This window comes from Altererythrobacter xiamenensis (assembly GCF_900177715.1).
GTDB lineage: Bacteria > Pseudomonadota > Alphaproteobacteria > Sphingomonadales > Sphingomonadaceae > Erythrobacter > Erythrobacter xiamenensis.
In genome coordinates, this window is record NZ_FXWG01000003.1 from 322,268 (window position 1) to 345,538 (window position 23,271).

Below are 23,271 nucleotides of genomic sequence, written 5' to 3' on the forward strand. Positions count from 1 at the left end.
TAATGCAGCGTGACACCGATGTTGGCGGTTTTCTGGGTCAGACTTTCGACCTGATCGGTCGCAATGCCAGAGAGGTCGCGATTTACGTGATCGTCCTCGGCGCGGCCAATGCGTTCGGCCTGATTTTCGGCTTTGTCGACGAGAGTGACACCTTCACCAGTTTCGGGTTCGATTTCGAATACACCAGCGCGATGGGTTTCGGCGCGGCCCTCTATCAGTTCGGCGTCGCAGTCTTGTCTGTCGTGGCATCCTATTTGCTGTTGCAGAGCGTGCTGGCCAACAGCGGCAGGCTGCGTGAAACCACCACCCGTATCTGGGCCTATGTCGGAATGGTGATCCTCGCCTTCCTGGGAATGGCGATCGGGTTCATGCTTCTGATCGTTCCGGGCATCATCCTGGCGGTGCGCTGGTCCGCGTCATCCGGTTTCCTCATCGGCGCGCGCAAGGGCATTACGGAAAGCCTCAGCGCAAGCTGGGACGCGACGCGTGGGCACAGCTGGCCGATCTTCTTTGCCGGGCTGGTGCTCGGGATCGGACTGCTGATAGTTTCAGCCGTCCTCGTCGGCAGTTTGACCTTTACCGGTATCTCGGTGGCGGTCGCCTCCATCGCCAGCCTGGTGGACGCGGCGAGCAACGCGCTGTTTCTCGTCTTCGGTCTCGCAGTCTACATGCTGGTCCATGACGACAGCGAGCACACCGCCGAAGTTTTCAGCTGAGGCAAGTATGCAAGCCTCTTGACGGGATGCGAAACCGGCCCCCACTTTGCGCGTACGCACACGTATACGCGTAAGGGATACACGAAAACATAATGCAACTCGTCATCGTTGAGTCGCCGGCCAAGGCGAAAACCATCGAGAAATATCTGGGCAAGGACTTCAAGGTTCTCGCCAGCTATGGCCATGTCCGCGACCTGCCGCCCAAGGATGGCAGCGTCCGCCCGGACGAGGACTTCGCGATGGACTGGGAACTCTATCGCGACAAGCAGAGCCGCTTCAAGGAAATCGCCGATGCTGCGAAGAACGCCGACCGGCTCGTCCTCGCGACTGACCCTGACCGCGAAGGCGAAGCGATCAGCTGGCACGTCCAGGAACTGCTGAAGAAAAGGAAGGCGCTGCCGACAAAGGTCGACCGCGTCACCTTCAACGCGATCACCAAGACCGCGGTGACCGACGCGATGAAGAGCCCTCGGCAGCTCGATACAGACCTGATCGACGCCTATCTCGCGCGCCGCGCGCTCGATTACCTGTTCGGTTTCACGCTCTCGCCCGTGCTGTGGCGCAAGCTGCCCGGCGCGAAGTCCGCTGGCCGCGTCCAGTCGGTCGCGCTGCGCCTAATCTGCGAGCGCGAGCACGAGATCGAGATATTCAAGCCCGACGAGTACTGGTCGGTCCTCGCCAAGCTGGAACAGGACGGCACCGAGTTCGACGCGCGGCTGGTCAAGTTCGAAGGCAAGAAGCTCGACAAGCTGGCGCTCGGCAATGAAGGCTCGGCGATGGCGGCAAAAGCCGCGGTCGAGAACGGGCGCTTTACGGTCGAGGAGATCGAGACAAAACCGCTCAAGCGCAATCCCGCACCGCCGTTCACCACCTCGACCTTGCAGCAGGAGGCCGCGCGCAAGCTGGGCTTCTCCGCCAGTCACACCATGCGGTGTGCGCAGTCGCTCTACGAAGCGGGCGCGATCACCTACATGCGTACCGACGGCGTGCAGATGGACCCGGGGGCGATCAATTCGCTTCGCGACGCGATCGGCGAGCGCTACGACAGTTCCTACCTCCCCGAAAAGCCGCGCTTCTATTCGACCAAGGCCAAGAATGCGCAGGAAGCCCACGAGGCGATCCGGCCGACCAATTTCAGCCGCGACGCAGTCGGCTCGGGCGACGAGGCGAAGCTTTATTCGCTGATCTTCAAGCGCGCGATGGCGAGCCAGATGGCTGCCGCCCAGCTTGAGCGGACTACCGTGACGCTGCGCGATGCGACCGGCCAGCACGAGCTGCGCGCGACGGGCCAGGTGGTCAAGTTCCCGGGCTTCTTCGCGGTCTATCAGGAAGGGTTCGACGACAAGTCGGACGATGATGAAGACGGCTTGCTGCCCGCCATGCACAAGGGTGACAGCCCGCTGAAGAAGAGTGTCGAAGCCAACCAGCACTTCACCCAGCCGCCGCCGCGTTTTTCCGAAGCATCGCTGGTCAAGCGGCTTGAGGAACTCGGGATCGGGCGCCCCTCGACCTATGCTTCGACCATCCAGACCCTGCGCGACCGAAATTACGTGCGGATGGAGAAAAACCGTTTCTTTGCAGAGGAATCGGGGCGTCTGCTGACCGCGTTTCTTGAACGCTTTTTCCCGACCTACGTCGCCTATGACTTTACTGCGGGTATGGAGGACGAACTCGATACGGTTTCCGACGGGCGCGAGGCGTACAAGGATTTGCTCGCCAAGTTCTGGAAGGACTTCAAGCCCAAGGCCGACGAAGTCATGGACAAGATGCCGTCCGAAGTCACCGAAGTGCTCGACGGCTATCTCTCCGACTTCCTCTTCCCCGAACGCGACGACGGCAAGGACCCGCGCTATTGCCCACTGTGCGACAAGGAAGGGCGCGAGGGCGGTCGCCTGGCGCTGAGGGGCGGGCGCTATGGTGCATTCGTTGCCTGCGCCAACTACCCCGAATGCAAGTTCACCCGCCGTTTCGCCCAGCCGGGCGCCGATGGCGGCGCGGGCGAGGACGACGGCGTGATGGGCACCGATCCCGAAACGGGCGCTGAAATCCATCGCAAGACCGGGCGGTTCGGCCCCTATATCGAGATGGAAGTCGACGGCGAGAAGAAGCGCGCCTCGATCCCCAAGGACCTCGACGATTTCGATCTCGAATGGGCGATCAAGCTGCTCGGGCTGCCACGTATCGTCGGCGAGCATCCCGAAACCGGCAAGGAAATCGAAGCCGCCATCGGGCGTTATGGGCCCTATCTTCGCCACGACGGGAAATATGCGAAGCTGCAATCGACCCGCGATGTTTTCGAAACGGGTATGAATGCGGCTGTGACGATGCTGGCCGAAGCAGCCAATCGCAAGGGCGGCGGACGGCAGAAGGCCGAACCGATCAAGACGCTGGGCGAGCATCCGACCAGCGGCGGCGAAATGAAGGTGATGCCGGGCCGCTATGGCCCCTACGTCACCGACGGCACGACCAATGCCACCATCCCCAAGGATGTGAAGGCGGAAGACGTGACGGAACAGCAGGCAATCGAGCTGATCGATGCGCGCGCCGCAAAGGGCCCGCCGAAGAAGAAGCGTCGGAAAAGTCCGGCAAAAAAGAAGAAGGCAAGCGCAAAGTAACCATCTTCACGCATACCGCCTTCAGCTTGGCGCGTTGGTAAATCTTCAACGGTTTCCGCTTAGGTAGTGTTCTCAATTCGAGGACCAGCTACGTGATTGAAATCGAAGTCCAGAACGAAACGCACCAGACGCAGCACCGCGTGCGCTTTGCCGCCGTGCCGCGAATCGGCGAGGGCCTGCGCCTCAAGGAACCTGACGGCTTGTGGGCGAGCTATGACGTACTCGACGTGTGGTATCAGAAAGCCGAGTTCGGCGATGTCTGGGTGCCGTATCTTCATGTCCGCCTGACGCCGGCAGAGCCGGAACAATCTCAGCCGAGCCAGGGTGGCTACGACATCAAGCGGGAGCTCGCGCCATTCAACATCTGATTAAACGCTCGACCGGCCCCAACGCGGGCAAGACGCTTGCCCAGAAACTGGCCGATGCCCAGCCGTCCTCGACGCCTGAGCCGAAGTCGCCCGAGGCCGCGCCCGAGCCGGCAGGGGATGCCGACGTGGTGGATGCCCGCGCGCTGGGCGACAACCCAGGCGATAGCGAGGCGGTCGATACCGACGCGATCGTGCGTTCGGCGAAATCGATGCGCGACATTGACGAAACCCGTCAGGCGAAGGCCAAGACCTGCCTGATCGTCGATGACAGCCGCGTAATCCGCAAGGTTTCGAGTAAGATAGCCACGAGCTTGGGCTATTCGGTGATCGAGGCGCAGGATGGCGAAGAGGCGCTGGCGCGCTGCAAGAAATCCATGCCCGATCTCGTGCTGACCGATTGGCAGATGCCCGAGATGGACGGGATCGATTTCGTCAGCGCATTGCGCGCCATTCCGACGCCGCATCGCCCGACCGTGGTGTTCTGCACCTCCAAGGGTACGGCGAAAGATGTCCATGAGGGGATACGCGCCGGTGCCGACGATTACATCGTCAAACCTTTCGAGGAAGCGATGCTGCGCGAAAAGCTCGAAAAACTCGGGGCGCGCTAGGGCGCCTTCCGCGTCACAAACGCAGATATCCGATCGCCAGGCTCACTGCGAGCGCGGCCATGCTCGCGGCGAGCGCCCATGCGGCAGGCCGCGCCTCTGTTCGCCCATAAACGATCGTTACGCCCAGCTTGACCGTCATGTTGGCGAGGATCGTCCCGGCAATGGCGAGCGCCGCGAGCGCGTCCGAGATCGTGCCGGGTTCGAGTCCGCCTGCTGTCACGATTGCCGCATCGACGTCCATCGTGCCCATCACGAGCAGCAGCACCGCAATCCCTTTCTCGCCGAAGCGCCCCTCGGCCCAGCGCGCGGCGACTGCCGCAAACGCGACGAATGCGACGAAGGTGAGCGCGGGTAGCAAGGCGATGGGGTTACCCGGCGGGGCGGGGCCTTCCGAGCGGGTCGCCTTGCGGTAGAGCCGGTAACTGACGGCGAACCCCACCAGCAGCGCGGGCAGCACCAGCACGACGAACGGCTCGAGAATCGAGGTCGCGAGCACCGCGACCAGCACGATAACGCGCAGATACATGACGGCTGTCGCCAGCGCGATTCCTGCATTTTCCGCTTCGCCACCCTGTCCGGCGCCGAGCCGCTGCGAGAAGGAATGGGTCACCGCGGTCGAGCTATAGGCGCCGCCGATGACTGCGGTGGCTATCGTGCCGCGCTTCGCTCCGAACAGGCGGTTGGCAACGTAGCCGAGGAAGGAAAATCCGGTGACGATGATCACCACGAACCACAGTTTCGTGGGCTCCCACGCGTTGTATGGGCCGTAGCGTCCTTCCGGCAGGAAGGGAAAAACGGCGAGCGCGATGACTGCATAGCGGGCGAAGGCATGGATATCCGCTTCGTCGAGCGCGCTCACCGCGCGGTGCATGCTCGTCCGCAGAGCCAGGATCAGCGTCACGATGGCCGCGATGGCGATCGCAAGTGCTGGCTCGCCGCTGCCCGCGATAAAGCCGAGTGCCAGCGTTACCATTGCCGCTATCGCTGATGTCGCATCCGGCTTGCCGCTGGAGCGCAGCGCATTGGCGTAGCCTATCGCTATGATCGCGGCCGACCCTGCGACAATGGCGGCAGAGACGTAGGTGTAGCCGAGGAGGCTGAGCAGGCCCGCAACACCGGCGGCCAGACCCAGCAGCGAAAAGGTTCGCACCCCGGCGACGCGCATGCCCTCAGCCTCGCCGCGCAAATGCCAGCCGCGCTCGATGCCAATGAGAAGGCCCACCGCCAGCGCGGCGCCAATCGGCAGAAGCTGATCGGTCGTCACCATCGCCGCCTTATCTCACAGGATTGGCCTTAGCGCACCCAGTCGAGGCCCATTTCCTCGAACACTTCCTTGTCTTCGGCCCAGTTCTCGCTGACCTTCACGTGGAGGAAGAGGTGGACCTTCTGTCCGAGTATCTCGCTGAGTTCCTTACGGGCGGCCTCGCCAATCGACTTGATCCGGCTGCCACCCTTGCCGAGCACGATGGGGCGCTGGCTCTCTCGTCCGACCACGATCTGCTGGTGGATTTCGAGGCTGCCATCGGGGCGTTGCTTGTACTGTTCGGGCCGCACGGCGCTATCGTATGGGAGTTCCTCGTGCAGCTGCAGATAGAGCTGTTCGCGCGTGACTTCGGCCGCGAGCAGCCGTTCCGAAGCGTCCGAGACCTGATCTTCTGGATAGTGCCACGGGCCTTCGGGCATCATGTCCGCCAGCGCCTGCTTCATTTCGGGCACGCCGTCCCCGGTCAGGGCGGATACGAAGAAAATCTCGGCAAAGTCGACCTTGCCGGATAGATCCTGCGCCAGTTCGAGCAGCGGCTCCTTCTTCGCCTTGTCGACCTTGTTCAGCACAAGAATCTTCTTTTCGGGCCTGTTCGCCAACGCTTCGACCAGCGGCTCCAGCTCGTGGCGGCGCTGCTTGATCGGATCGACAAGCAGCACGATCGCATCGGCCGCTTCCGCGCCTTCCCAGGCGGCGCTCACCATCGCGCGGTCGAGGCGCCGTCGCGGTGCGAAAATGCCCGGTGTATCGACCAGTATCATCTGGGTGTTGCCGTGGAGCGCGATGCCAAGCATGCGCGCGCGGGTGGTCTGCGCCTTGGCCGAAGTGATCGCGACCTTCTGCCCGACCAACTGGTTGACCAGCGTCGACTTGCCCGCATTCGGCGCACCGATCACCGCCACGACGCCGCATTTCGTCTGTTCCGTCTCGCTCATCCGAAGCGCTCCATAAATGCTTTTGCAGCGCGCTTCTCGGCTTCCTGCTTGTTCGAAGCGGTCGCCTGCGCCTCGCCGACCTTGTGGACGCTAACCTTGACCGTGAACTGCGCGGCATGGTCCGGGCCGCTGCGGTCGATCACTTCGTACATCGGGGGCTTGCGCTGGTTGCCTGCGGCCCATTCCTGAAGCGCGCTCTTGGGATGCTTGGCTTCGCCTGTGTCACCATTGAACTCGTCGCTCCAGATTTCGTGGACCAGCTCGCAGATCGGTTCGAATCCGCAATCGAGAAAGCCCGCGCCAAGCATCGCCTCGACCACGTCGCCGAGGATATTGGTGCTCTCCAGCCCGCCATCATCCCGCGCCTGTTTGCCCATGCGGATATGCTCACCAAGCTCGATCTTGCGGGCGATCCGGGCACAGGTCTCGCGGCTGACGAGCGCATTGAGGCGCTGCGAAAGCTTGCCCTCGGGCGCGTTATTGTGGCGATAGAGCCAGTCGGCCATGCACAGGCCCAGCACGCGGTCGCCAAGGAACTCCAGCCGTTCGTAATCGACATCGGCATCATGACTGCCGTGGGTCAGCGCCGCGAGCCATAAATCGTGGTCCTGCGGTTCGAACCCCAGTTTGTTCAGCCATGCGAGCGTTTCTGGATCGAGCGTGCTCATATGCCCTCCGCCATCCGGTCCCAGCGCGCGGCAGTGAACCAGGTCCACGGGAGCAGCCAGCTGGCGCTGCCATCGGTCGACCACATCACAGCGCTCGCCTGACCGACAAGGTTGTCCTGCGGCACCAAGCCGATTCCGCCACCGGCCTCTGCCGGAAAACGGCTGTCCTGCGAATTGTCGCGATTGTCACCCATGAGGAACATGCGGCCTTCGGGGACGATAATCGGCCCGTAATTGTCCGCCGGCACATCACCGAAATCGAGAACGTTGTAGCTCTTGCCCGAAGGCAGCGTCTCGCGGAAGCGCGCATAGCGGCAGATCTGCTCGCCCGCAGCGTTCCTCTCCTCCACAGCGCCCCAGGCGCATTGGGTGTTTTCCGAGACCGGAATCACGAAATCCTCGATACGCTCCTTGGGTATCGCATTACCGTTGAGGAACACAGTTCCTCCACGCATCTCCACAGTGTCGCCGGGCAGGGCGATGACGCGCTTGATATAATCGCTTCCGTCCACCGGATGCTTGAAAATCACCATGTCGCCGCGCTCGGGCTGTTCGGCCAGCACACGGCCCGGAATCAGCGGCATCGAAAAGGGCAGCGAGTGCCTGGTGAAGCCGTAAGACCACTTCGATGCGACGAGGTAATCGCCATTCCACAGGCGCGGCAGCATGCTTTCAGACGGGATCGAGAAGGGCGCGAAAATGAAGCTGCGGAAGATCAGCACCGCAAGCGCCAGCTTGAGCACGAACAGCGCGAAACTGCCCCAGCTTTCCTCATCCTTGTCTGCCGCCGGCTGGGAAGCGGGCGCATTCGTATCTAGGCTCTTTCCATCCATCGCCAGTGTCCCTAGTCGCGGTTTTACCGCCATCAAAGAGATTTTGCATGACCGATACGACAGCCGCCGCCTGGAAGCACCTCGAAGCACTCGCGCAGCCCACGCTGGTCGAGCTTTTTGCAGACGAGAACCGCGTCGAAGCGATGAGCGGGCGGATCGAATGGCGCGCCGAGGAAGGCGAGACGGGCATATTGTTCGATTGGTCGAAGACGCATCTGTCGGACGATCTGCTGTCGGGCTTCGAGGCGCTGGCAGAAGCGTCCGATTTCACCGGCAAACGCGCCGCGCTTCTATCGGGCGCGAAAATCAACGTGACCGAGGGACGAGCGGCGGAGCATACTGCGCAGCGCGGCACCGGTGCGGAGGCTTCGGTCGAGGAGGCTGAGGCGCTGCAGCTACGTATGCAGATGCTGGTCGAAGCGATCCACGAAGGCGCACTGGGACAGGTGAACCACCTCATTCACATAGGTATCGGCGGGAGTGCGCTCGGCCCCGCGCTGGCAGTGGATGCGCTCACCCGTGATCTCAAGTTGGTCGATGTCCATGTCGTCTCCAACATCGATGGGGTTGCGCTGGAAGAGGCTTTCGCCGCCTGCGATCCGGCGACCACGATGATCGCGGTAGCGAGCAAGACCTTCACCACGATCGAGACCATGACCAATGCCGAAAGCGCGCTCAAATGGCTGAAGGACAATGGCGTGTCCGACCCATCGGGCCGCGTCGTCGCGCTCACCGCTTCGCCGGAAAAGGCGGTCGAATGGGGCGTCGATGAAACGCGCGTACTGCCGTTTTCCGAAAGCGTCGGCGGGCGCTATTCGATCTGGTCGTCGATCGGTTTTCCGGTTGCGCTGGCAGTCGGCTGGGACGAGTTTTCGGCCATGCTTGCCGGCGCGCGCGCTGTGGAAGAGCATTTTCGCGACACCGATGGGCGCGACAATCTCTGCCTGCGCGCCGCCTTTGCAGACCAGTATTACACTCGCCTGCGCGGCTGCCAGACGCGCGCGGTTTTCGCCTATGACGAGCGGCTTTCGCTCTTTCCCGATTACCTCCAGCAGCTCGAGATGGAGAGCAATGGCAAGCGCGTCACGTCAGGCGGTGAGCCGGTCGACGGTCCAACCGCGCCGATCACCTGGGGCGGGGTAGGGACCGATGCGCAGCACGCGGTGTTCCAGCTGCTCCACCAGGGTACGCATCTGGTGCCGGTGGACTTCATCGCCAGCATTGCGCCGGGCGATGCTCTCGATCCCGCACATCACGCAATCCTGCTAACCAATTGCTTCGCGCAAGGGGCGGCGCTGATGGCAGGCGGGAACATGGCCAAGGACGGGAAAGATCCGGCGCGCGCGTTTCCGGGCGACCGGCCGAGCGCGACGATCCTGTGCGACGATCTCGACGCGGCAACACTGGGCGCGCTGATCGCTTTTCACGAGCACCGCACCTTCGCCAACGCGGTACTGATGGGCATCAATCCCTTCGACCAGTTCGGGGTCGAACTGGGGAAGAAGATGGCCAAGGAAATCGAGGCGGGCGAAGGCGACTTCGACGCAAGCACGAAGGCGCTGCTGGAGAAAAGTGGGTTGGGGTGACCCAGGCGCGGATCAGCGCCGATAGCCGCGCAGCTTGCGTTCGTTCTTGCGCTTCCGATGCAGGTGGAGAGCTGCAAAACCGATTGAAATAACAATCAGCGCGATGAGCGTGTACGCAGTGAGTTCTCGAGTGTCCATGTGGTCCTTGTTCTTGAAGTAATCTGACCCGGCGTTGCGGGTTCGGAATTTTTCGAAATGATGCGTCAAATAGCCGCTGCGATGCCGCAACAGGCGATCGAACTCGCGCGTGCACCAACAATTGTTGGCAGGGCCAAAGATTAAGTGAATCAATCACTTGATCAGTGCCCTTGGTGAAGTGAATGCCTGCCGCAAGCAAAATGTTCCCGCTGAGGATCGAGTTTTCAGGTTTCGGGCCCTGACAAAGCCATCCCATCGCTCGTCATGAGCCGCGTCTTGGCAAAGGCTTCGGGATAATTTTCGGCCAGCCATTCGAGCATCGCTTCGCGGATGTCGCAGCGCAGGTCGAACAGGGTGGGCGAATCCTTTGCGCTCATCAGCAGCCGCACTTCCTTTGCATCGCGCTGAGTCTCGGTCACTTGCAGAACCTGCACGCGGCCATCCCAGCGCGCGTTCGCCTTGATGAGGCGTTCGAATTCCGCGCGGATTGGCGCGACGCGGGTCGCGGGATCGAGATAGAGAAACACTGTGCCGAGCAATTCGGCGGTTTTCTTGGTCCAGTTCTGGAAGGGTTTTTCGAGGAAGTAGGTGGTCGGCACCACCAATCGCCGCTGATCCCAGATCTTCACCACGACGTAGGTCGTGCGGATATCCTCGATCCAGCCCCATTCCCCTTCGACGATCACCACGTCGTCGATATTGATCGGCTCGGTCAGGGCCATCTGCACACCGGCGATGAGCGACTTGAGCGCGGGCTGGGCAGCCGCACCTACTGCAAGACCTGCGAGGCCGGCCGATGCGACCAGCGTCACGCCGATATCGCGGACACTTGGGATCGACAGCAGGATCAGACCGACGGTGACGAAGATGATGATGAAGGTCGCGATGCGGTTGAACATCGTCAGCTTCGTGCGTTTGCGCCGTGCCTGGAGGTTGTCCTCCACCGAAACGTCGGCGCGTAGCTTCATCGCCTCGATCAGCGCATGGAGAATGGCGAGCGCGATCCAGCCGAGTATGGCGGGCATCACCACGCTGGCGATCCGCTGCCAGAAGCTTTCGACCATCGGAACTTCGCGCGCCACCAGGACGAGCGAGAGGGCAACCAGTGCGATACGGGTCGGCGCGGCGATCCGGCGGAGTACGATGTCGTCGCTCTCGTTTTCGCTGCGTTTGGCGATCTTGCGCAAGATACGGAAGACGACGGCGTGGATGAGCAGCGCAATGAATATGGCCAGCGCCGCTGCACCGATCGCCATTGCCGGGTCCTGCAGCAATGCAGCTTTCTGTTCGACTTTGTCGACTGTTTCCGCGAGTGGCTCGATCATCGTCGCTGTTCCCCCTGTCTGGCGGTGTTCGGGCCTCTCCCAAAGTAACTCTCGTCACATCAATGTGCTGGCGACCATAGAGGTTCCGATTGACTTTTTGCAGTGCAACATCCAAATAGCCGCTATCGAAATGCCTGAGCCAGCGTGAAGCGGCGGAAACTTCCAAAATATCCGCCCCGGCCGCGTTTCGGTTAATCCAAGAGACTTCCCTTTTCACGCGGGCGGTTTGAAACCACCGCGATCGTGCGCGCCCGGAATCCATCCGGCGCGGCGCATGTCATCGCAAATATTGCGAGCTAGAAACTCAATAATGACAACGACTTTCGACCAACTCGGGCTTTCGCAGCCCGTGCTGCAGGCCCTCGACATGAAGGGCTATTCCACACCCACGCCGATCCAGGAACAGGCGATCCCGCCGGTCCTCGAAGGGCGTGACCTGCTTGGTATCGCGCAAACCGGCACCGGCAAGACGGCGGCGTTCATGCTGCCGAGCATCGATCGGCTGCGCGAGGCGGACAACCAGATCCCGTTCAAGAGCTGCCGCATGCTGGTGCTGGCACCGACGCGCGAGCTCGCCGGACAGATCGCCCAGAGCGCCAAGGATTACGGCGCGCTGGCAGGACTGAAGGTGCACAGCATCGTCGGCGGAACCTCGGTCAACAAGGACCGCAACAAGCTGCATCGCGGCTGCGACATTCTCGTCGCAACGCCGGGCCGCCTCCTCGACCTGATCGACCAGAAGGCTTTCAACTTGAATGGTCTCGAAGTTCTGGTGCTCGACGAAGCCGACCAGATGCTCGACCTCGGCTTCATCCACGCGCTGCGCAAGATTCGCGAGCTGGCCCCGGACGACCGGCAGACGCTGTTCTTCAGCGCGACCATGCCAAAGCAGATCAAGGAGCTGGTCTCGGGCTACTGCAACAATCCGGTCCAGGTCAGTGTTACACCGGCAGCCAGCACGGCGGAACGCATCGACCAGTACCTCTTCATGGTGCAGCAGGACGAGAAGCAGTCGCTGCTCGAGCTGATCCTTTCCGAGCGCCATCAGGTACCCGGCAAGTTCGAACGCGTGCTGATCTTCACCCGCACGAAGCATGGCGCGGACCGCGTGGTGAAGAAGCTCAGCCAGTGCGGCATCCCCGCCAACGCCATCCACGGCAACAAGTCGCAGCCTCAGCGTCAGCGCGCGCTCGACGAGTTCAAGCGGGCGAAGACCCCGATCCTCGTCGCGACCGATGTCGCCGCGCGCGGGATCGATATTCCGGGCGTCAGCCACGTGATCAATTACGAGCTGCCCAACGTGCCGGAACAGTATGTCCACCGCATCGGTCGCACCGCGCGTGCGGGCAAGGACGGGGTTGCGATCGCCTTCTGCGCCGAGGACGAACGCGCATATCTCAAGGATATCCGCAAGCAGACCGACGCCGAGTTCGAGCGTCTGCCGCTCCCCGATAACTTCCGCGCTGTCGTCGAAGGCGTCGGGCCGACGAAGCCTGCGCCCAAGCAGCAGCGCCAGCGTGTGAAGCCGAAGCCCGCCAGCCGTGGCGGCGGCGGTCCTTCGGGCAAGAAGCCCGCGCCCAAGCATACGAACCGCAAGGGCAAGCCTCAGGGTAAACCGGGCGGTGGCGGCAATCGCGGTAGGGGTGGTCCCGGCGGCGGCGGTCGCAGGCGTTCGGGCGGCAATCGCGGCCCGCGCGCAGCGAACGGGTAACTTTCCCGTCTGGGCCTGCGAAAGGGTCTCCTGACAGGTCGGTGGTTGGCAAGTGGCATCCGCAAGGCCATATCGCCCGCCTAACAGGAGACCCAAGCGCATGGCCGAATACGACTACGACCTCTTTACCATCGGAGCCGGTTCAGGCGGCGTGCGTGCGTCGCGCGTCGCGGCGGCGCATGGCGCTCGCGTTGCCATTGCGGAGGAACACCGGGTCGGCGGCACCTGCGTCATTCGCGGCTGCGTGCCGAAGAAGATGCTCGTTTATGGCGCGCATTTTGCCGAGGATCTCGAGGACTGCCAGCGCTTCGGCTGGGAGATCGAGGGCAAGAGCTTCGACTGGATCAAGCTTCGCGACAATGTGCTGGCCGATGTCGACCGGCTCGAGGGTGCCTATACCGACACGCTGGAAAATCACGACGTCACGATTTTCAAGGAACGCGCCGAGATCACGGGCGACCATGAGATCACGCTCGCCAGCGGGCGCAAGGTCACGGCCGAGCGCATCCTGATTGCCACCGGTGCGCGCCCGCGCATGCCGGAATGCCAGGGTGCCGAACACGCCATCAGTTCCAACGAGGCTTTCCACCTCGACAAGCTTCCGAAGAAGATCATCATCGCAGGCGGCGGTTACATCGCCAACGAGTTCGCCGGAATCTTCAACGAGTTCGGCTGCGACGTGCACATCGTCAATCGCGGTGACCGGCTGCTGCGCAGCTATGACGAGGCGGTGCGCGACCGCCTGCTGCAGATATCGACGATGAAGGGGATCAAGTTCCGCTTCAACACGACCTTCGAATATATCAAGCCGTGCGATGAGGGCGGCTATTTCGTGAAACTTTCCGATTCCGACGAGGAAAAGGCCGACCTCGTCATGTTTGCAGTCGGCCGCCTTCCGAATACTGAAGGGCTTGGCCTCGATACGGTCGGGGTCGAACTGGGCGATAATGGCGAGGTCAAGGTCGACCGGTTCAGCAAGACCAATGTCGATTACATCTATGCCGTCGGCGATGTCACCGACCGGGTGCAGCTGACGCCGGTCGCCATTCGTGAAGGGCAGGCCTTTGCCGATAGCGTGTTCGGCAAGGGCGAGCCCTATGCCGTCGATCACAGCTGCATTCCCAGCGCCGTGTTCAGCCACCCGCCGATTGCGGCTGTGGGGCTGACGGAGGGTGAGGCCAAGAACAAGCTCGGTTCGGTCAAGGTGTACCTGTCGGACTTTCGCCCGATGAAGAACGTGCTTGCCGGGCGCAACGAACGCAGCCTGATCAAGTTGATCTGCGAAGGCGATAACGAGCGGATCGTCGGCATTCACATGATCGCGCCCGAAGCGCCGGAGATGATGCAGGCCGCGGCGATAGCGGTGAAGGCGGGCCTGACCAAGGCGGACTTCGACGCGACCACTGCGATCCACCCGACCATGGCCGAAGAACTGGTGCTGATGCGCTAGGCGCGCAGCCTTCGGGGTGAGAGCGCATCGGCCTCTACCCCGACGGCACGCAATTCTTCGGGCCATTCGGTGCCGGTGGCGAGCGCCTCTGCCGCCATCGCCATTGCGGGCGAGGTTTGCAGACCGAATCCGCCCTGGCCCGCCAGCCAGAAGAACCCTGGCGCCTCCGGATCGAAGCCTGCGACCGGCAGGCGATCGGGCGCAAAGCTTCTCAGGCCCGCCCATTTGCTCGCGAGACGGGGAATGGAAAGCGTGGTCGCCTGTTCCACGCGCCATGCGGCAAGGGCGACATCCTCCTCCTCCGCCTGTGCATCGCAGGGCGTGCTTTCTCCCTCGTCCATCGGGCAGGCGAGCAGCCTCCCACGCCCCTCCGGCTCGATATAGAAACCGGGGCCGACGGTCTTGGTGAAGGGCCAATCGGAAACGTCCATACCCTCGGGCACGTCGAAGGTTATGACTGTTCGGCGAAGGGGCCGGATACCGATGGGAGCGACCCCGGCGAGCATTGCGATTTCATCCGCCCAGGCGCCTGCCGCGTTGACCAGACACTTCGCCGTGAAGCTCTCACCCGGCGTATCGAGGGTCCAGCGATTGTCATCGCGGCGGATCGCCGTCGCGCGGGCGCCGGTCGCAACCTCTCCGCCGGCCTTATTCAGCATGCGGCGGTGCCCTTCGAGCAGCGCGTGCGCATCGAGCTTGCGCCCATCGCGATCGAGCAGCGCGCCGGAAATCGCACCGTCCGACGTCGCCAGCACCGGCACCCAATTGCGTGCTTCTTCAGGTGTCAGCCGCTCCACATGTGGTGCCCATTCGCGGTAGTTCGTCTCAAGCTGATCGAGCAACGCTTCTTGCCCCTCCAGCGCGATGAACAGCGCGGGATGGCGGCGGGCGCCCGGTTCACTCAGATGCGGCAGGCTCGCTGCCGTGAGCGCGCGCACAAGCCTTGCATCCATGTCGAAATGGGCGAAGGCAGCGCTGCGGCCCGAGGCATGGAAACCAAGCGCATCCTCGCTCTCGAGCACCAGCGTTTCGCCATGACGGGCAAGGCGAGCCGCCGCAGACAGCCCGGCGATGCCGCCGCCAATCACGCAATAATCGACACTTCGCATGGCTGCTCCGTTGCCCGATGAAACCTTACTCTCTAGGTTCGAACCCAAGGGGAGAAAGTTGAATGGCAGGCACAGTACTCGTAACGGGCGGCACCGGCTATATTGGCGGTGAGGTGATCGACCAGCTTCTCGCCAAGGGATACGCTGTCAACACGACCGTTCGCAATGCGACGAAGAGCGAGCCGCGACTGCGTGAACGCTGGCCTGATGCGGGCGACCGGCTCAAGATATTCCAGGCCGATCTGATGAGCGACGAGGGCTGGGCCGAGGCCAATGCGGGTTGCGATGCTGTGGCCCATGTCGCTTCGCCATTCCCGCTCAGCATTCCCAAGGACAAGGACGAGCTTGTCGTCCCAGCGACCGAAGGCACATTGCGCGCCCTGCGCTTTGCGCATGAGGCGGGCGTCAAACGCTTCGTCCAGACCAGCTCGGCGGCGGCCATCGCCTATGGTCATCCGGAAAAGGATCATTTCGACTACACCGACTGGACGAACCTTTCGGCAGGCGTGCCGCCCTATATCGAGAGTAAGACCGTCGCAGAGCGCTCTGCGCGAGACTGGGTAGCGAAGCACGCACCCGATATGGTGTTCTGCTCGATCAATCCGGTCGCGGTTTTCGGACCGGTCTATAACGACGACCTTTCGACCAGCATCGAGCTGGTGAAGAAAATGATCGATGGCTCGATCCCGCTCGCGCCCAATATGGGCATTTGCGTCACCGATGTGCGCGACGTCGCCGAAGCGCATGTGCGCGCGATCGAGGCGCCGGCGGAAACGGTACGCGGGCAGCGCTTCCCGACTTCGGTCAAGTTCCTCTGGATCCGCGAGATGGCGCAGATCGTGCGCGAGCGCGTTCCCGAATACTCTGGCAAGGCGCCGACCCGCCCGATGCCCGATTGGCTGGTCAGGCTGCTCGCGCTGTTCATGCCGGAAATGCAGCAGATCAAGGGCGAGCTTGGAAACGTCCGAGATGTCTCGGGCAAGCATACGGAAGATGCGCTGGGTTTCACTTTCATCTCGGCGGAACAGACGCTGGAAGATACGGTGCGCAGTCTCGTCGCAAAGGGGATCGTGAAAGTCTGATGGATGTACAGGGGAAAACCGTCCTCCTGACCGGAGGAAGCGCCGGTATCGGGCGCGAGCTGGCGCGCCAGATGAGGGCCAAGGGCGCCAATATGGTCATCACCGGGCGGAATCCTGAACGTCTCGCGGCGATGCGCGATGAAGGCTTCGAAGCGATCAGTGCCGATCTTTCCAATGCGGCAGGTGTCGATGCGCTGATTGCGGCGTGGGGCGAGCGCGAACTCGACATTCTGATCAACAATGCCGGGCAGCTGGTCGATCATGATTTTCGCGCCGAGAAGGGACGAGGCGCACCCGATCCCGATGCAGCGGACGATTGCATCTATGCCAATCTCAACGCCCCGATCCGGCTGACAGTGGCTTTCATGGACCGATTGCAGGCGCGCGCCGAAGCGGTGATCGTCAATGTGACTTCAGGGCTGGCCATTGCGCCTGCAGCGCGCACTCCGGTCTACTGCGCCACGAAATCGGCGCTTCGCTTCTATTCGCTCGGCCTGCGCGAACAGCTGAAGGATACCGGGGTAAAGGTGATCGAGGCTCTGCCGCCGGTCGTCGATACCCAGATGAACGATGGTAATCCCATGAAGAAGATGCCCGCTGAAGAATGTGCGCGACAGATCCTCGTCGCGATTGAGCGGGACCGCGACGAAGCAAATATCGGCATGACCAAGGCTTTGCGCGTGGCGGAAGCTATTTCTCCCGCCTTGGCCAAGAGCGTGACGCTGCGCTTTTGAGCGTTTTTGATACGTTGACGCGCGCGCCTGTGCGTGGCTAGGCGATTTGCACTGGCCGAACAGGGAGATCGCATGTCCGCCAATATCGCCGAAATGGAACGTCGCCGCGAAGCCGCCAAGCAGGGCGGGGGCGAGAAGCGCATTGCCGCGCAGCATGCCAAGGGCAAGCTGACCGCGCGCGAAAGGCTAGATGTCCTGCTCGACGAGGGGAGCTTCGAAGAACTCGACGCTTACGTCGAGCATGATTGTGTCGATTTCGGCATGCAGGAGCAGAAAATCCCGGGCGATGGCGTCGTCACCGGCTCGGGCACGATCAATGGCCGCCTGGTTTACGTCTTCTCTCAGGACTTTACGGTTTTCGGCGGTAGTCTTTCGAAACGCCATGCGGAGAAGATCTGCAAGGTGATGGACACCGCGATGAAGGTCGGCGCACCGGTTATCGGCCTCAACGACAGCGGCGGCGCACGCATTCAGGAAGGTGTCGCTTCGCTCGGCGGTTATGCCGAAGTGTTCCAGCGCAACGTGCTTGCATCAGGTGTCATCCCGCAGATCAGCCTCATCATGGGGCCGTGCGCGGGCGGTGCGGTCTATTCGCCGGCCATGACGGACTTCATCTTCATGGTGGAGGATTCGAGCTACATGTTCGTCACCGGGCCGGACGTCGTGAAGACCGTGACGAACGAGACGGTGACACAAGAGGAACTGGGCGGTGCCAAGACCCACACCACCAAGACCTCGGTCGCAGACATCGCTTTCGAAAACGATATCGAAGCGCTGCTACAGACGCGCAATTTCGTCGACTATTTGCCGCTTTCGAACCGCGAGGAAGTTCCCGAGCGCCCGACCGCCGACGCCTGGGACCGCGAGGAGCCTTCGCTCGACACGCTGATCCCCGATAACGCCAACCAGCCCTACGACATGCACGAAGTCATTCGGAAGACGCTGGACGAAGGCGAGTTCTTCGAGATCCAGCCCAATCACGCAGGCAATATCCTGTGCGGTTTCGGCCGTGTCGAAGGCCGCACGGTGGGTGTGGTGGCGAACCAGCCGATGGTCCTCGCCGGCGTGCTCGACATCAATTCGTCGAAGAAGGCCGCGCGCTTCGTGCGCTTCTGCGACGCCTTCGAAATCCCGATCCTGACCTTCGTCGATGTGCCCGGCTTCCTGCCCGGCACCGCGCAGGAGCATAACGGCATCATCAAGCACGGCGCGAAGCTGCTGTTCGCCTATGCGGAGGCGACCGTGCCCAAGATCACCGTAATCACGCGCAAGGCCTATGGCGGTGCTTACGACGTGATGGCCTCAAAGCACCTGCGCGGCGACCTCAACTATGCCTGGCCGACCGCCGAAATCGCGGTGATGGGCGCGAAGGGCGCGGTGGAGATCATCTTCCGCCAGGACCGCGACGATCCCGACAAGATCGCCGAGAAGACGAAAGAATATGAAGACCGCTTTGCCAACCCCTTCGTGGCGGCGAGCCGCGGCTATATCGACGAGGTGATCTACCCTCATTCGACGCGGCGGCGCATCGCGCTGGGGCTGCGCAAGCTGCGCACCAAGCAGCTCGAGAATCCGTGGAAGAAGCATGACAATATTCCGTTGTGATCTCTGAGAATCGGTCACTCCTTACGGCAATTTTGCTCGGGGTTGCGGTCGCTGTAGCGCTGTGGCGTGTTGGCGTTACACTGCAAGGCGAACCCGTACCACAAACCTGGCGAACCTATAGAGGATACTTTTTGGGGATTTTGCTGGGATCTGCTGCACTTTATAGCGGCCTCCGAAAAGCGGGAGTAGGACCGCGCCTGAAGACCGAGGCACTCTCTGGAACTGCGGGATGGTTTTCGATTGCTTTTATGACCATTTTTGCCGCGGCTTTGGCTTTTCAAAACTATGTCATGCTCGAACAGGCAGGTGATTAAATGAAACTCGGCCGTCTCAATCACATCGGCGTTGCAACGCCTTCGATCGCGGATTCCATCGCGCATTACCGCGATGTGATGGGCGCGACCGATATCACCGAACCTTTCGACCTGCCCGAACAGGGCGTGAAGGTCTGCTTCGTCAACACGCCGACCGATAGCGGAATGAACGGCACGCAGATCGAGCTGATCGAGCCCTATGACGAAAGCTCCCCGATCAACAATTTCCTCGAGAAAAACCCCGCTGGCGGACAGCACCATGTCTGCTTCGAAGTGCCCGATATCGCCAGGGCGCGCGAGGAGTTCGAAGAGATGGGCAAGCGCATCCTTGGCCCCACGCGCATCGGGGCGCACGGCACGCCTATCTTTTTCGTCCATCCCAAGGATATGCAGGGCATGCTTACGGAGATCATGGAAACGCCGAAGGGCACAGAGCACTGATCCACCCTTCGTCGTCCTGAACTCGTTTCAGGATAACACTCACCCGTCACAAGGCGGTCATGCTGAAACAAGTCCGGCATGACAGCCTTTCAGAGAGGTAGAACCAATGACCTACGAAACGATCCGTGTCGAACGCGAAGGCCCGCTGATGACCATCACGCTCAACCGGCCTGATCGCCTCAATGCCATGCCGCCGCAGATGGCGGACGAGATCGGAGAGGCATTCTACGACCTCGGCGATGCGCGCGCCGTTCTCATTACGGGCGAAGGCAAGGGCTTCTGCTCGGGCGCGGACCTTGCAGCGCGCGGCGATGCGAGTGCGCTGCAATCGAAGGGCGGCAGCCACCGTGCCCTGCAAAACCACTACAACCCGGCAGTCAGCCAGGTGCTGCGCGCGCCGGTGCCGGTGATCTGCGCGGTCAACGGTCCTGCTGCCGGTGTCGGCTGCTCGCTCGCGCTGGCGGGCGATTTCACGCTTGCATCGAAGAACGCCTATTTCCTTCAGGCCTTCGTCAATATCGGCCTCGTGCCCGATGGCGGTTCGACATGGCTGCTGGTCCGTGCGATCGGCCGCGCCCGCGCCACCCGCATGATGATGCTGGGCGAGAAGATCGGCGCCGAACAGGCCGAGGAATGGGGCCTGATCTACAAGGCCGTCGATGACGATGCGCTGATGAGCGAGGCCCGCGCACTGGCTGAAAAGCTCGCCAATGGTCCGACCCTTGCGCTCAAGACGATGAAGCAGAACATTGCGCTCGCGACCGATGGCTCGCTGCAGCAGGTGCTCATCGCAGAAGCCGAGGGCCAGCGCCTCGCCGGCGCGTCCGAGGATGCGCAGGAAGGCGGCATGGCCTTCCTTCAGAAGCGCAAGGCAGAGTTCAAGGGCAGGTAATGCTGTTCTACGACAGCCCCAATCCCGCGCCGAACCCCCGCCGCGTCCGTATCTTTGCTGCGGAAAAGGGCATCGAGCTTCCCTCGCAGGAAGTCTCTATCCCCAAGCGCGAGCAGAAGGCGCCGGAGTATCTCGGAAAGAACCCACGCGGCCAGACGCCGATACTCGAACTCGACGATGGCACGGTGATCGCCGAAAGCGTGGCGATCATGCGCTATCTGGAGGCGCTGCATCCCGAACCAGCGATGTTCGGGACGACGCCGAAGGAAATCGCTGCGATCGAGATGTGGAGCAGGCGGGTGGAGATGATCCTGATGTCCGCCGTCGGGGCGGTCTGGGTGAACACGCATCCGTTCACCGCCGCTTTGCCCGGTCGCAATGCCGAGTGGGGCGAGGCGAACCGGCCGCGCGTGGCGGACGCGTTCCGCTTCTTCGACGAATCGCTGAAGAATTTCGAGTATCTCGCAGGGCCGGATTTCAGCGTGGCTGATATCCTTTTGCTGACGACCGCCGACTTCGCCGATTTCGTCGGCTGTGGTATGCCCGATGATTGTGAAAACCTGCGCGGCTGGCACGAACGCGTGTCCGCTCGCCCGAGTTCAAAAGCCTGAGTTCAACCATGACAGACAAACCGACTCCCGCCGACTGGCAAGCCGCTGCCGACAAGGAAGTGAAGGGGCGCGAGCTCACCTGGGACACGCCCGAGGGCTTCACCATCAAGCCGCTGTATACGGCAGAGGACACCGACGGGATCGACCCCGGCCTTCCGGGTTTCGCGCCGTTCACGCGCGGCCCCTATGCATCGATGTATACCGGGCGTCCCTGGACGATCCGGCAGTATGCGGGCTTCTCGACCGCAGAGGAATCGAACGCCTTCTATCGGCGTAATCTGGCGGCGGGGCAGAAGGGCCTCTCGGTCGCTTTCGACCTTGCCACCCACCGCGGTTATGACAGCGATCACCCGCGCGTTGTCGGCGATGTCGGCAAGGCTGGCGTCGCGATCGACACCGTGCGCGACATGGAAATCCTGTTCGACCAGATCCCGCTGGACGAGATGAGCGTCTCCATGACCATGAACGGCGCGGTGATCCCCGTCATGGCGTTCTACATCGTCGCGGGCGAGCGGCAGGGTGTGCCTGCCGAAAAGCTCTCGGGCACGATCCAGAACGATATCCTCAAGGAGTTTATGGTCCGCAACACCTATATCTATCCGCCCGAACCTTCGATGCGGATCGTTTCGGACATCATCGCATATACTTCGGCCAACATGCCGAGATTCAACAGCATTTCGATCTCGGGCTACCATATGCATGAGGCCGGGGCGACGGCGGTGCAGGAGCTTGCCTTCACCATCGCCGACGGCAAGGAATATGCGAAGCGCGCGATGGAAGCGGGGCAGGACCTCGACAAGTTCGCGCCGCGCCTGTCGTTCTTCTTCGGCATCGGCATGAACTTCTTCATGGAAATCGCCAAGCTGCGCGCCGCGCGCAAGCTGTGGCACGATGTGATGGCGGGGCTGGGCGCTCGGAACGAAAAGTCCAAGATGCTGCGCACGCACTGCCAGACTTCGGGCGTTTCGCTGCAGGAGCAGGACCCCTACAACAACGTGATCCGCACCACGGTCGAGGCGATGGCGGCCGTGCTGGGCGGCACGCAGTCGCTTCATACCAATGCGCTCGACGAAGCGATCGCGCTACCGACCGACTTCTCAGCCCGCATCGCGCGCAACACGCAGCTGGTGCTGCAGGAAGAAAGCGGCATCACCAATGTCGTCGATCCGCTGGGCGGCAGCTACTACATCGAGAGCCTGACGGCGACTTTGGTGGCAGAGGCTGAGAAGCTGATCGCCGAAGTCGACGAAGCGGGCGGCATGACGCAATATGTCGCGACCGGCGCGCCCAAGGCGGCGATCGAGCGCGCGGCTGCGGAAAAGCAGACCAATGTCGACAAGGGCGAGACGGTGATCGTCGGGGTCAACAAGTACCGCAAGGACAAGGAAGACCCGATCGATACGCTCGACATCGACAACCACAAGGTCCGCCAGAGCCAGATCGACCGCATCAAGCGCGTGCGCGAAGAGCGCGATGAAGAGGCGTGCCAGGCCGCGCTCGCCGCGCTGACCGAGGCTGCGAAGGCTGACCCGCGTTCGAGCAACGAGGCGCTGCGGACGGGTCGCGATGAAAACGGCATTCCGCTACCGCCCTCGGTCCTCGCCGAGATGGAGAAGGCGGGCGATACCAATCTGCTCGCCCGCGCGGTCGAGGCGGCACGCCATGACGCGACGCTGGGCGAAATCTCCAAGGCGATGGAAGAAGCCTTCGGACGGCACGATGCGACGCCCAAGCCGGTGAGCGGCGTCTACAAGACCGCCTACGAGTTCGACAAGCGCTGGACGCAGGTGACCGATGGTGTCGATGCGGTCGAACGCCGCCTCGGGCGCAAACCGCGCATCATGGTCGCCAAGATGGGGCAGGACGGCCACGATCGCGGCGCGAACGTCATCGCCAGCGCGTTCTCGGACATGGGCTTCGAGGTGATTTCGGGGCCGCTGTTCCAGACGCCCAAGGAAGCGGCCAAGATGGCGCTCGAGAACGAAGTCGACGTGGTCGGCGCATCGAGCCTCGCTGCAGGACACAAGACGCTTATCCCCGAACTGATCGACATGCTCAAGGCTGCCGGACGGCCCGATATTAAGGTGACCGCCGGTGGGGTAATCCCGCCGCAGGACTATGACTTCCTGCGCGAGAAAGGCGTGCAAGGCATCTACGGCCCGGGTTCGAACGTGGTCGAATGCGCAGCGGATATCCTCACGCTGCTCGGCCACAATATGCCGCCTGCGGGCGAGGACATGGACGAGGCAGCGGAGTGAGCCGTTGA

The 23,271-nt window shown here is 62.3% G+C and carries 21 protein-coding genes; 14 read left to right on the plus strand and 7 right to left on the minus strand.

The genetic code is table 11. From position 1 onward, the window contains the following. Positions 1-2 precede the first annotated feature (2 nt). The 4 genes from CCE89_RS12140 (at position 3) to CCE89_RS12155 (ending at position 4,307) form a co-directional block, all read left to right on the plus strand. The gene (locus tag CCE89_RS12140) at positions 3-716 is read left to right on the plus strand and encodes a hypothetical protein (protein ID WP_086438325.1); all 714 of its coding nucleotides are present in this window, start codon (positions 3-5) and stop codon (positions 714-716) included. A 92-nt stretch (positions 717-808) separates the two neighbouring features. After that, the gene (gene topA / locus CCE89_RS12145) at positions 809-3,331 is read left to right on the plus strand and encodes a type I DNA topoisomerase (protein ID WP_086438326.1); all 2,523 of its coding nucleotides are present in this window, start codon (positions 809-811) and stop codon (positions 3,329-3,331) included. 92 nt (positions 3,332-3,423) lie between these two features. Next, positions 3,424-3,699 (plus strand): hypothetical protein, encoded by a 276-nt coding sequence (locus CCE89_RS15485; protein WP_234990068.1) that lies wholly within the window; start codon positions 3,424-3,426, stop codon positions 3,697-3,699. A gap of 125 nt (positions 3,700-3,824) precedes the next feature. Then, positions 3,825-4,307: a response regulator gene (locus CCE89_RS12155; RefSeq protein WP_234990069.1), complete on the plus strand. Its 483-nt coding sequence runs from the start codon at positions 3,825-3,827 to the stop codon at positions 4,305-4,307. A gap of 13 nt (positions 4,308-4,320) precedes the next feature. Here CCE89_RS12155 and CCE89_RS12160 read toward each other — a convergent pair whose 3' ends face one another. The 4 genes from CCE89_RS12160 to lepB are packed head-to-tail and all read right to left on the minus strand — an operon-like array spanning position 4,321 to position 8,007. Continuing rightward, the gene (locus CCE89_RS12160; RefSeq protein ID WP_086438327.1) at positions 4,321-5,574 is read right to left on the minus strand and encodes an MgtC/SapB family protein; all 1,254 of its coding nucleotides are present in this window, start codon (positions 5,572-5,574) and stop codon (positions 4,321-4,323) included. 26 nt (positions 5,575-5,600) lie between these two features. Beyond that, positions 5,601-6,506: a GTPase Era gene (era, locus tag CCE89_RS12165; RefSeq protein ID WP_086438328.1), complete on the minus strand. Its 906-nt coding sequence runs from the start codon at positions 6,504-6,506 to the stop codon at positions 5,601-5,603. Beyond that, entirely contained in the window at positions 6,503-7,174 is a 672-nt protein-coding gene (gene rnc, locus CCE89_RS12170; RefSeq protein WP_086438329.1) for a ribonuclease III, read from the minus strand. Before rnc ends, era begins: the two co-directional genes overlap by 4 nt. Further along, positions 7,171-8,007 (minus strand): signal peptidase I, encoded by an 837-nt coding sequence (gene lepB, locus CCE89_RS12175; RefSeq protein WP_086438330.1) that lies wholly within the window; start codon positions 8,005-8,007, stop codon positions 7,171-7,173. Before lepB ends, rnc begins: the two co-directional genes overlap by 4 nt. Before the next feature lie 47 nt (positions 8,008-8,054). Between lepB and pgi the strand changes: the two genes are divergently transcribed. Next, entirely contained in the window at positions 8,055-9,593 is a 1,539-nt protein-coding gene (gene pgi / locus CCE89_RS12180; protein ID WP_086438331.1) for a glucose-6-phosphate isomerase, read from the plus strand. Positions 9,594-9,605: 12 nt separating this feature from the next. On the opposite strand, the gene CCE89_RS15525 is transcribed toward pgi, so the two are convergent. Together CCE89_RS15525 and CCE89_RS12190 are read right to left on the minus strand one after the other, a co-directional pair. Next, the gene (locus CCE89_RS15525; protein WP_268762248.1) at positions 9,606-9,731 is read right to left on the minus strand and encodes a hypothetical protein; all 126 of its coding nucleotides are present in this window, start codon (positions 9,729-9,731) and stop codon (positions 9,606-9,608) included. A gap of 224 nt (positions 9,732-9,955) precedes the next feature. Further along, positions 9,956-11,056, minus strand: a complete 1,101-nt coding sequence (locus CCE89_RS12190; protein ID WP_086438333.1) for a mechanosensitive ion channel family protein — start codon at positions 11,054-11,056, stop codon at positions 9,956-9,958. Positions 11,057-11,366: 310 nt separating this feature from the next. Between CCE89_RS12190 and CCE89_RS12195 the strand changes: the two genes are divergently transcribed. Both CCE89_RS12195 and gorA read left to right on the plus strand, forming a co-directional pair. Continuing rightward, on the plus strand, positions 11,367-12,767 hold the full coding sequence (locus CCE89_RS12195) for a DEAD/DEAH box helicase (protein ID WP_086438334.1): 1,401 nt from the start codon (positions 11,367-11,369) through the stop codon (positions 12,765-12,767). Positions 12,768-12,867: 100 nt separating this feature from the next. Beyond that, a complete protein-coding gene (gene gorA / locus CCE89_RS12200) occupies positions 12,868-14,217 on the plus strand; it encodes a glutathione-disulfide reductase (RefSeq protein ID WP_086438335.1) in 1,350 nt (449 codons plus the stop codon). Here gorA and CCE89_RS12205 read toward each other — a convergent pair. Further along, the gene (locus tag CCE89_RS12205) at positions 14,214-15,326 is read right to left on the minus strand and encodes an NAD(P)/FAD-dependent oxidoreductase (RefSeq protein WP_086438336.1); all 1,113 of its coding nucleotides are present in this window, start codon (positions 15,324-15,326) and stop codon (positions 14,214-14,216) included. The two genes, gorA and CCE89_RS12205, sit on opposite strands and share 4 nt — an antisense overlap. A 62-nt stretch (positions 15,327-15,388) precedes the next feature. Between CCE89_RS12205 and CCE89_RS12210 the strand changes: the two genes are divergently transcribed. The 7 genes from CCE89_RS12210 to scpA all read left to right on the plus strand — a co-directional run bounded on the left by CCE89_RS12210 (position 15,389) and on the right by scpA (position 23,263). Next, the gene (locus CCE89_RS12210) at positions 15,389-16,408 is read left to right on the plus strand and encodes an NAD-dependent epimerase/dehydratase family protein (protein ID WP_086438337.1); all 1,020 of its coding nucleotides are present in this window, start codon (positions 15,389-15,391) and stop codon (positions 16,406-16,408) included. Then, positions 16,408-17,142 (plus strand): SDR family oxidoreductase, encoded by a 735-nt coding sequence (locus CCE89_RS12215; RefSeq protein ID WP_086438338.1) that lies wholly within the window; start codon positions 16,408-16,410, stop codon positions 17,140-17,142. The genes CCE89_RS12210 and CCE89_RS12215 overlap by 1 nt, the downstream gene beginning before the upstream one ends. A 72-nt stretch (positions 17,143-17,214) precedes the next feature. After that, entirely contained in the window at positions 17,215-18,747 is a 1,533-nt protein-coding gene (locus CCE89_RS12220; protein ID WP_086438339.1) for an acyl-CoA carboxylase subunit beta, read from the plus strand. 314 nt (positions 18,748-19,061) lie between these two features. Then, positions 19,062-19,502, plus strand: coding sequence for a methylmalonyl-CoA epimerase (gene mce, locus CCE89_RS12225; protein ID WP_086438340.1), 441 nt, complete (start codon positions 19,062-19,064; stop codon positions 19,500-19,502). A gap of 106 nt (positions 19,503-19,608) precedes the next feature. Next, entirely contained in the window at positions 19,609-20,394 is a 786-nt protein-coding gene (locus CCE89_RS12230) for an enoyl-CoA hydratase-related protein (RefSeq protein ID WP_086438341.1), read from the plus strand. Further along, complete coding sequence (locus tag CCE89_RS12235) at positions 20,394-21,005, plus strand: glutathione S-transferase family protein (protein ID WP_086438342.1); 612 nt, start codon at positions 20,394-20,396, stop codon at positions 21,003-21,005. Before CCE89_RS12230 ends, CCE89_RS12235 begins: the two co-directional genes overlap by 1 nt. An 8-nt stretch (positions 21,006-21,013) precedes the next feature. Continuing rightward, on the plus strand, positions 21,014-23,263 hold the full coding sequence (scpA, locus tag CCE89_RS12240; protein WP_086438343.1) for a methylmalonyl-CoA mutase: 2,250 nt from the start codon (positions 21,014-21,016) through the stop codon (positions 23,261-23,263). The last annotated feature ends 8 nt before the right edge of the window (positions 23,264-23,271 follow it).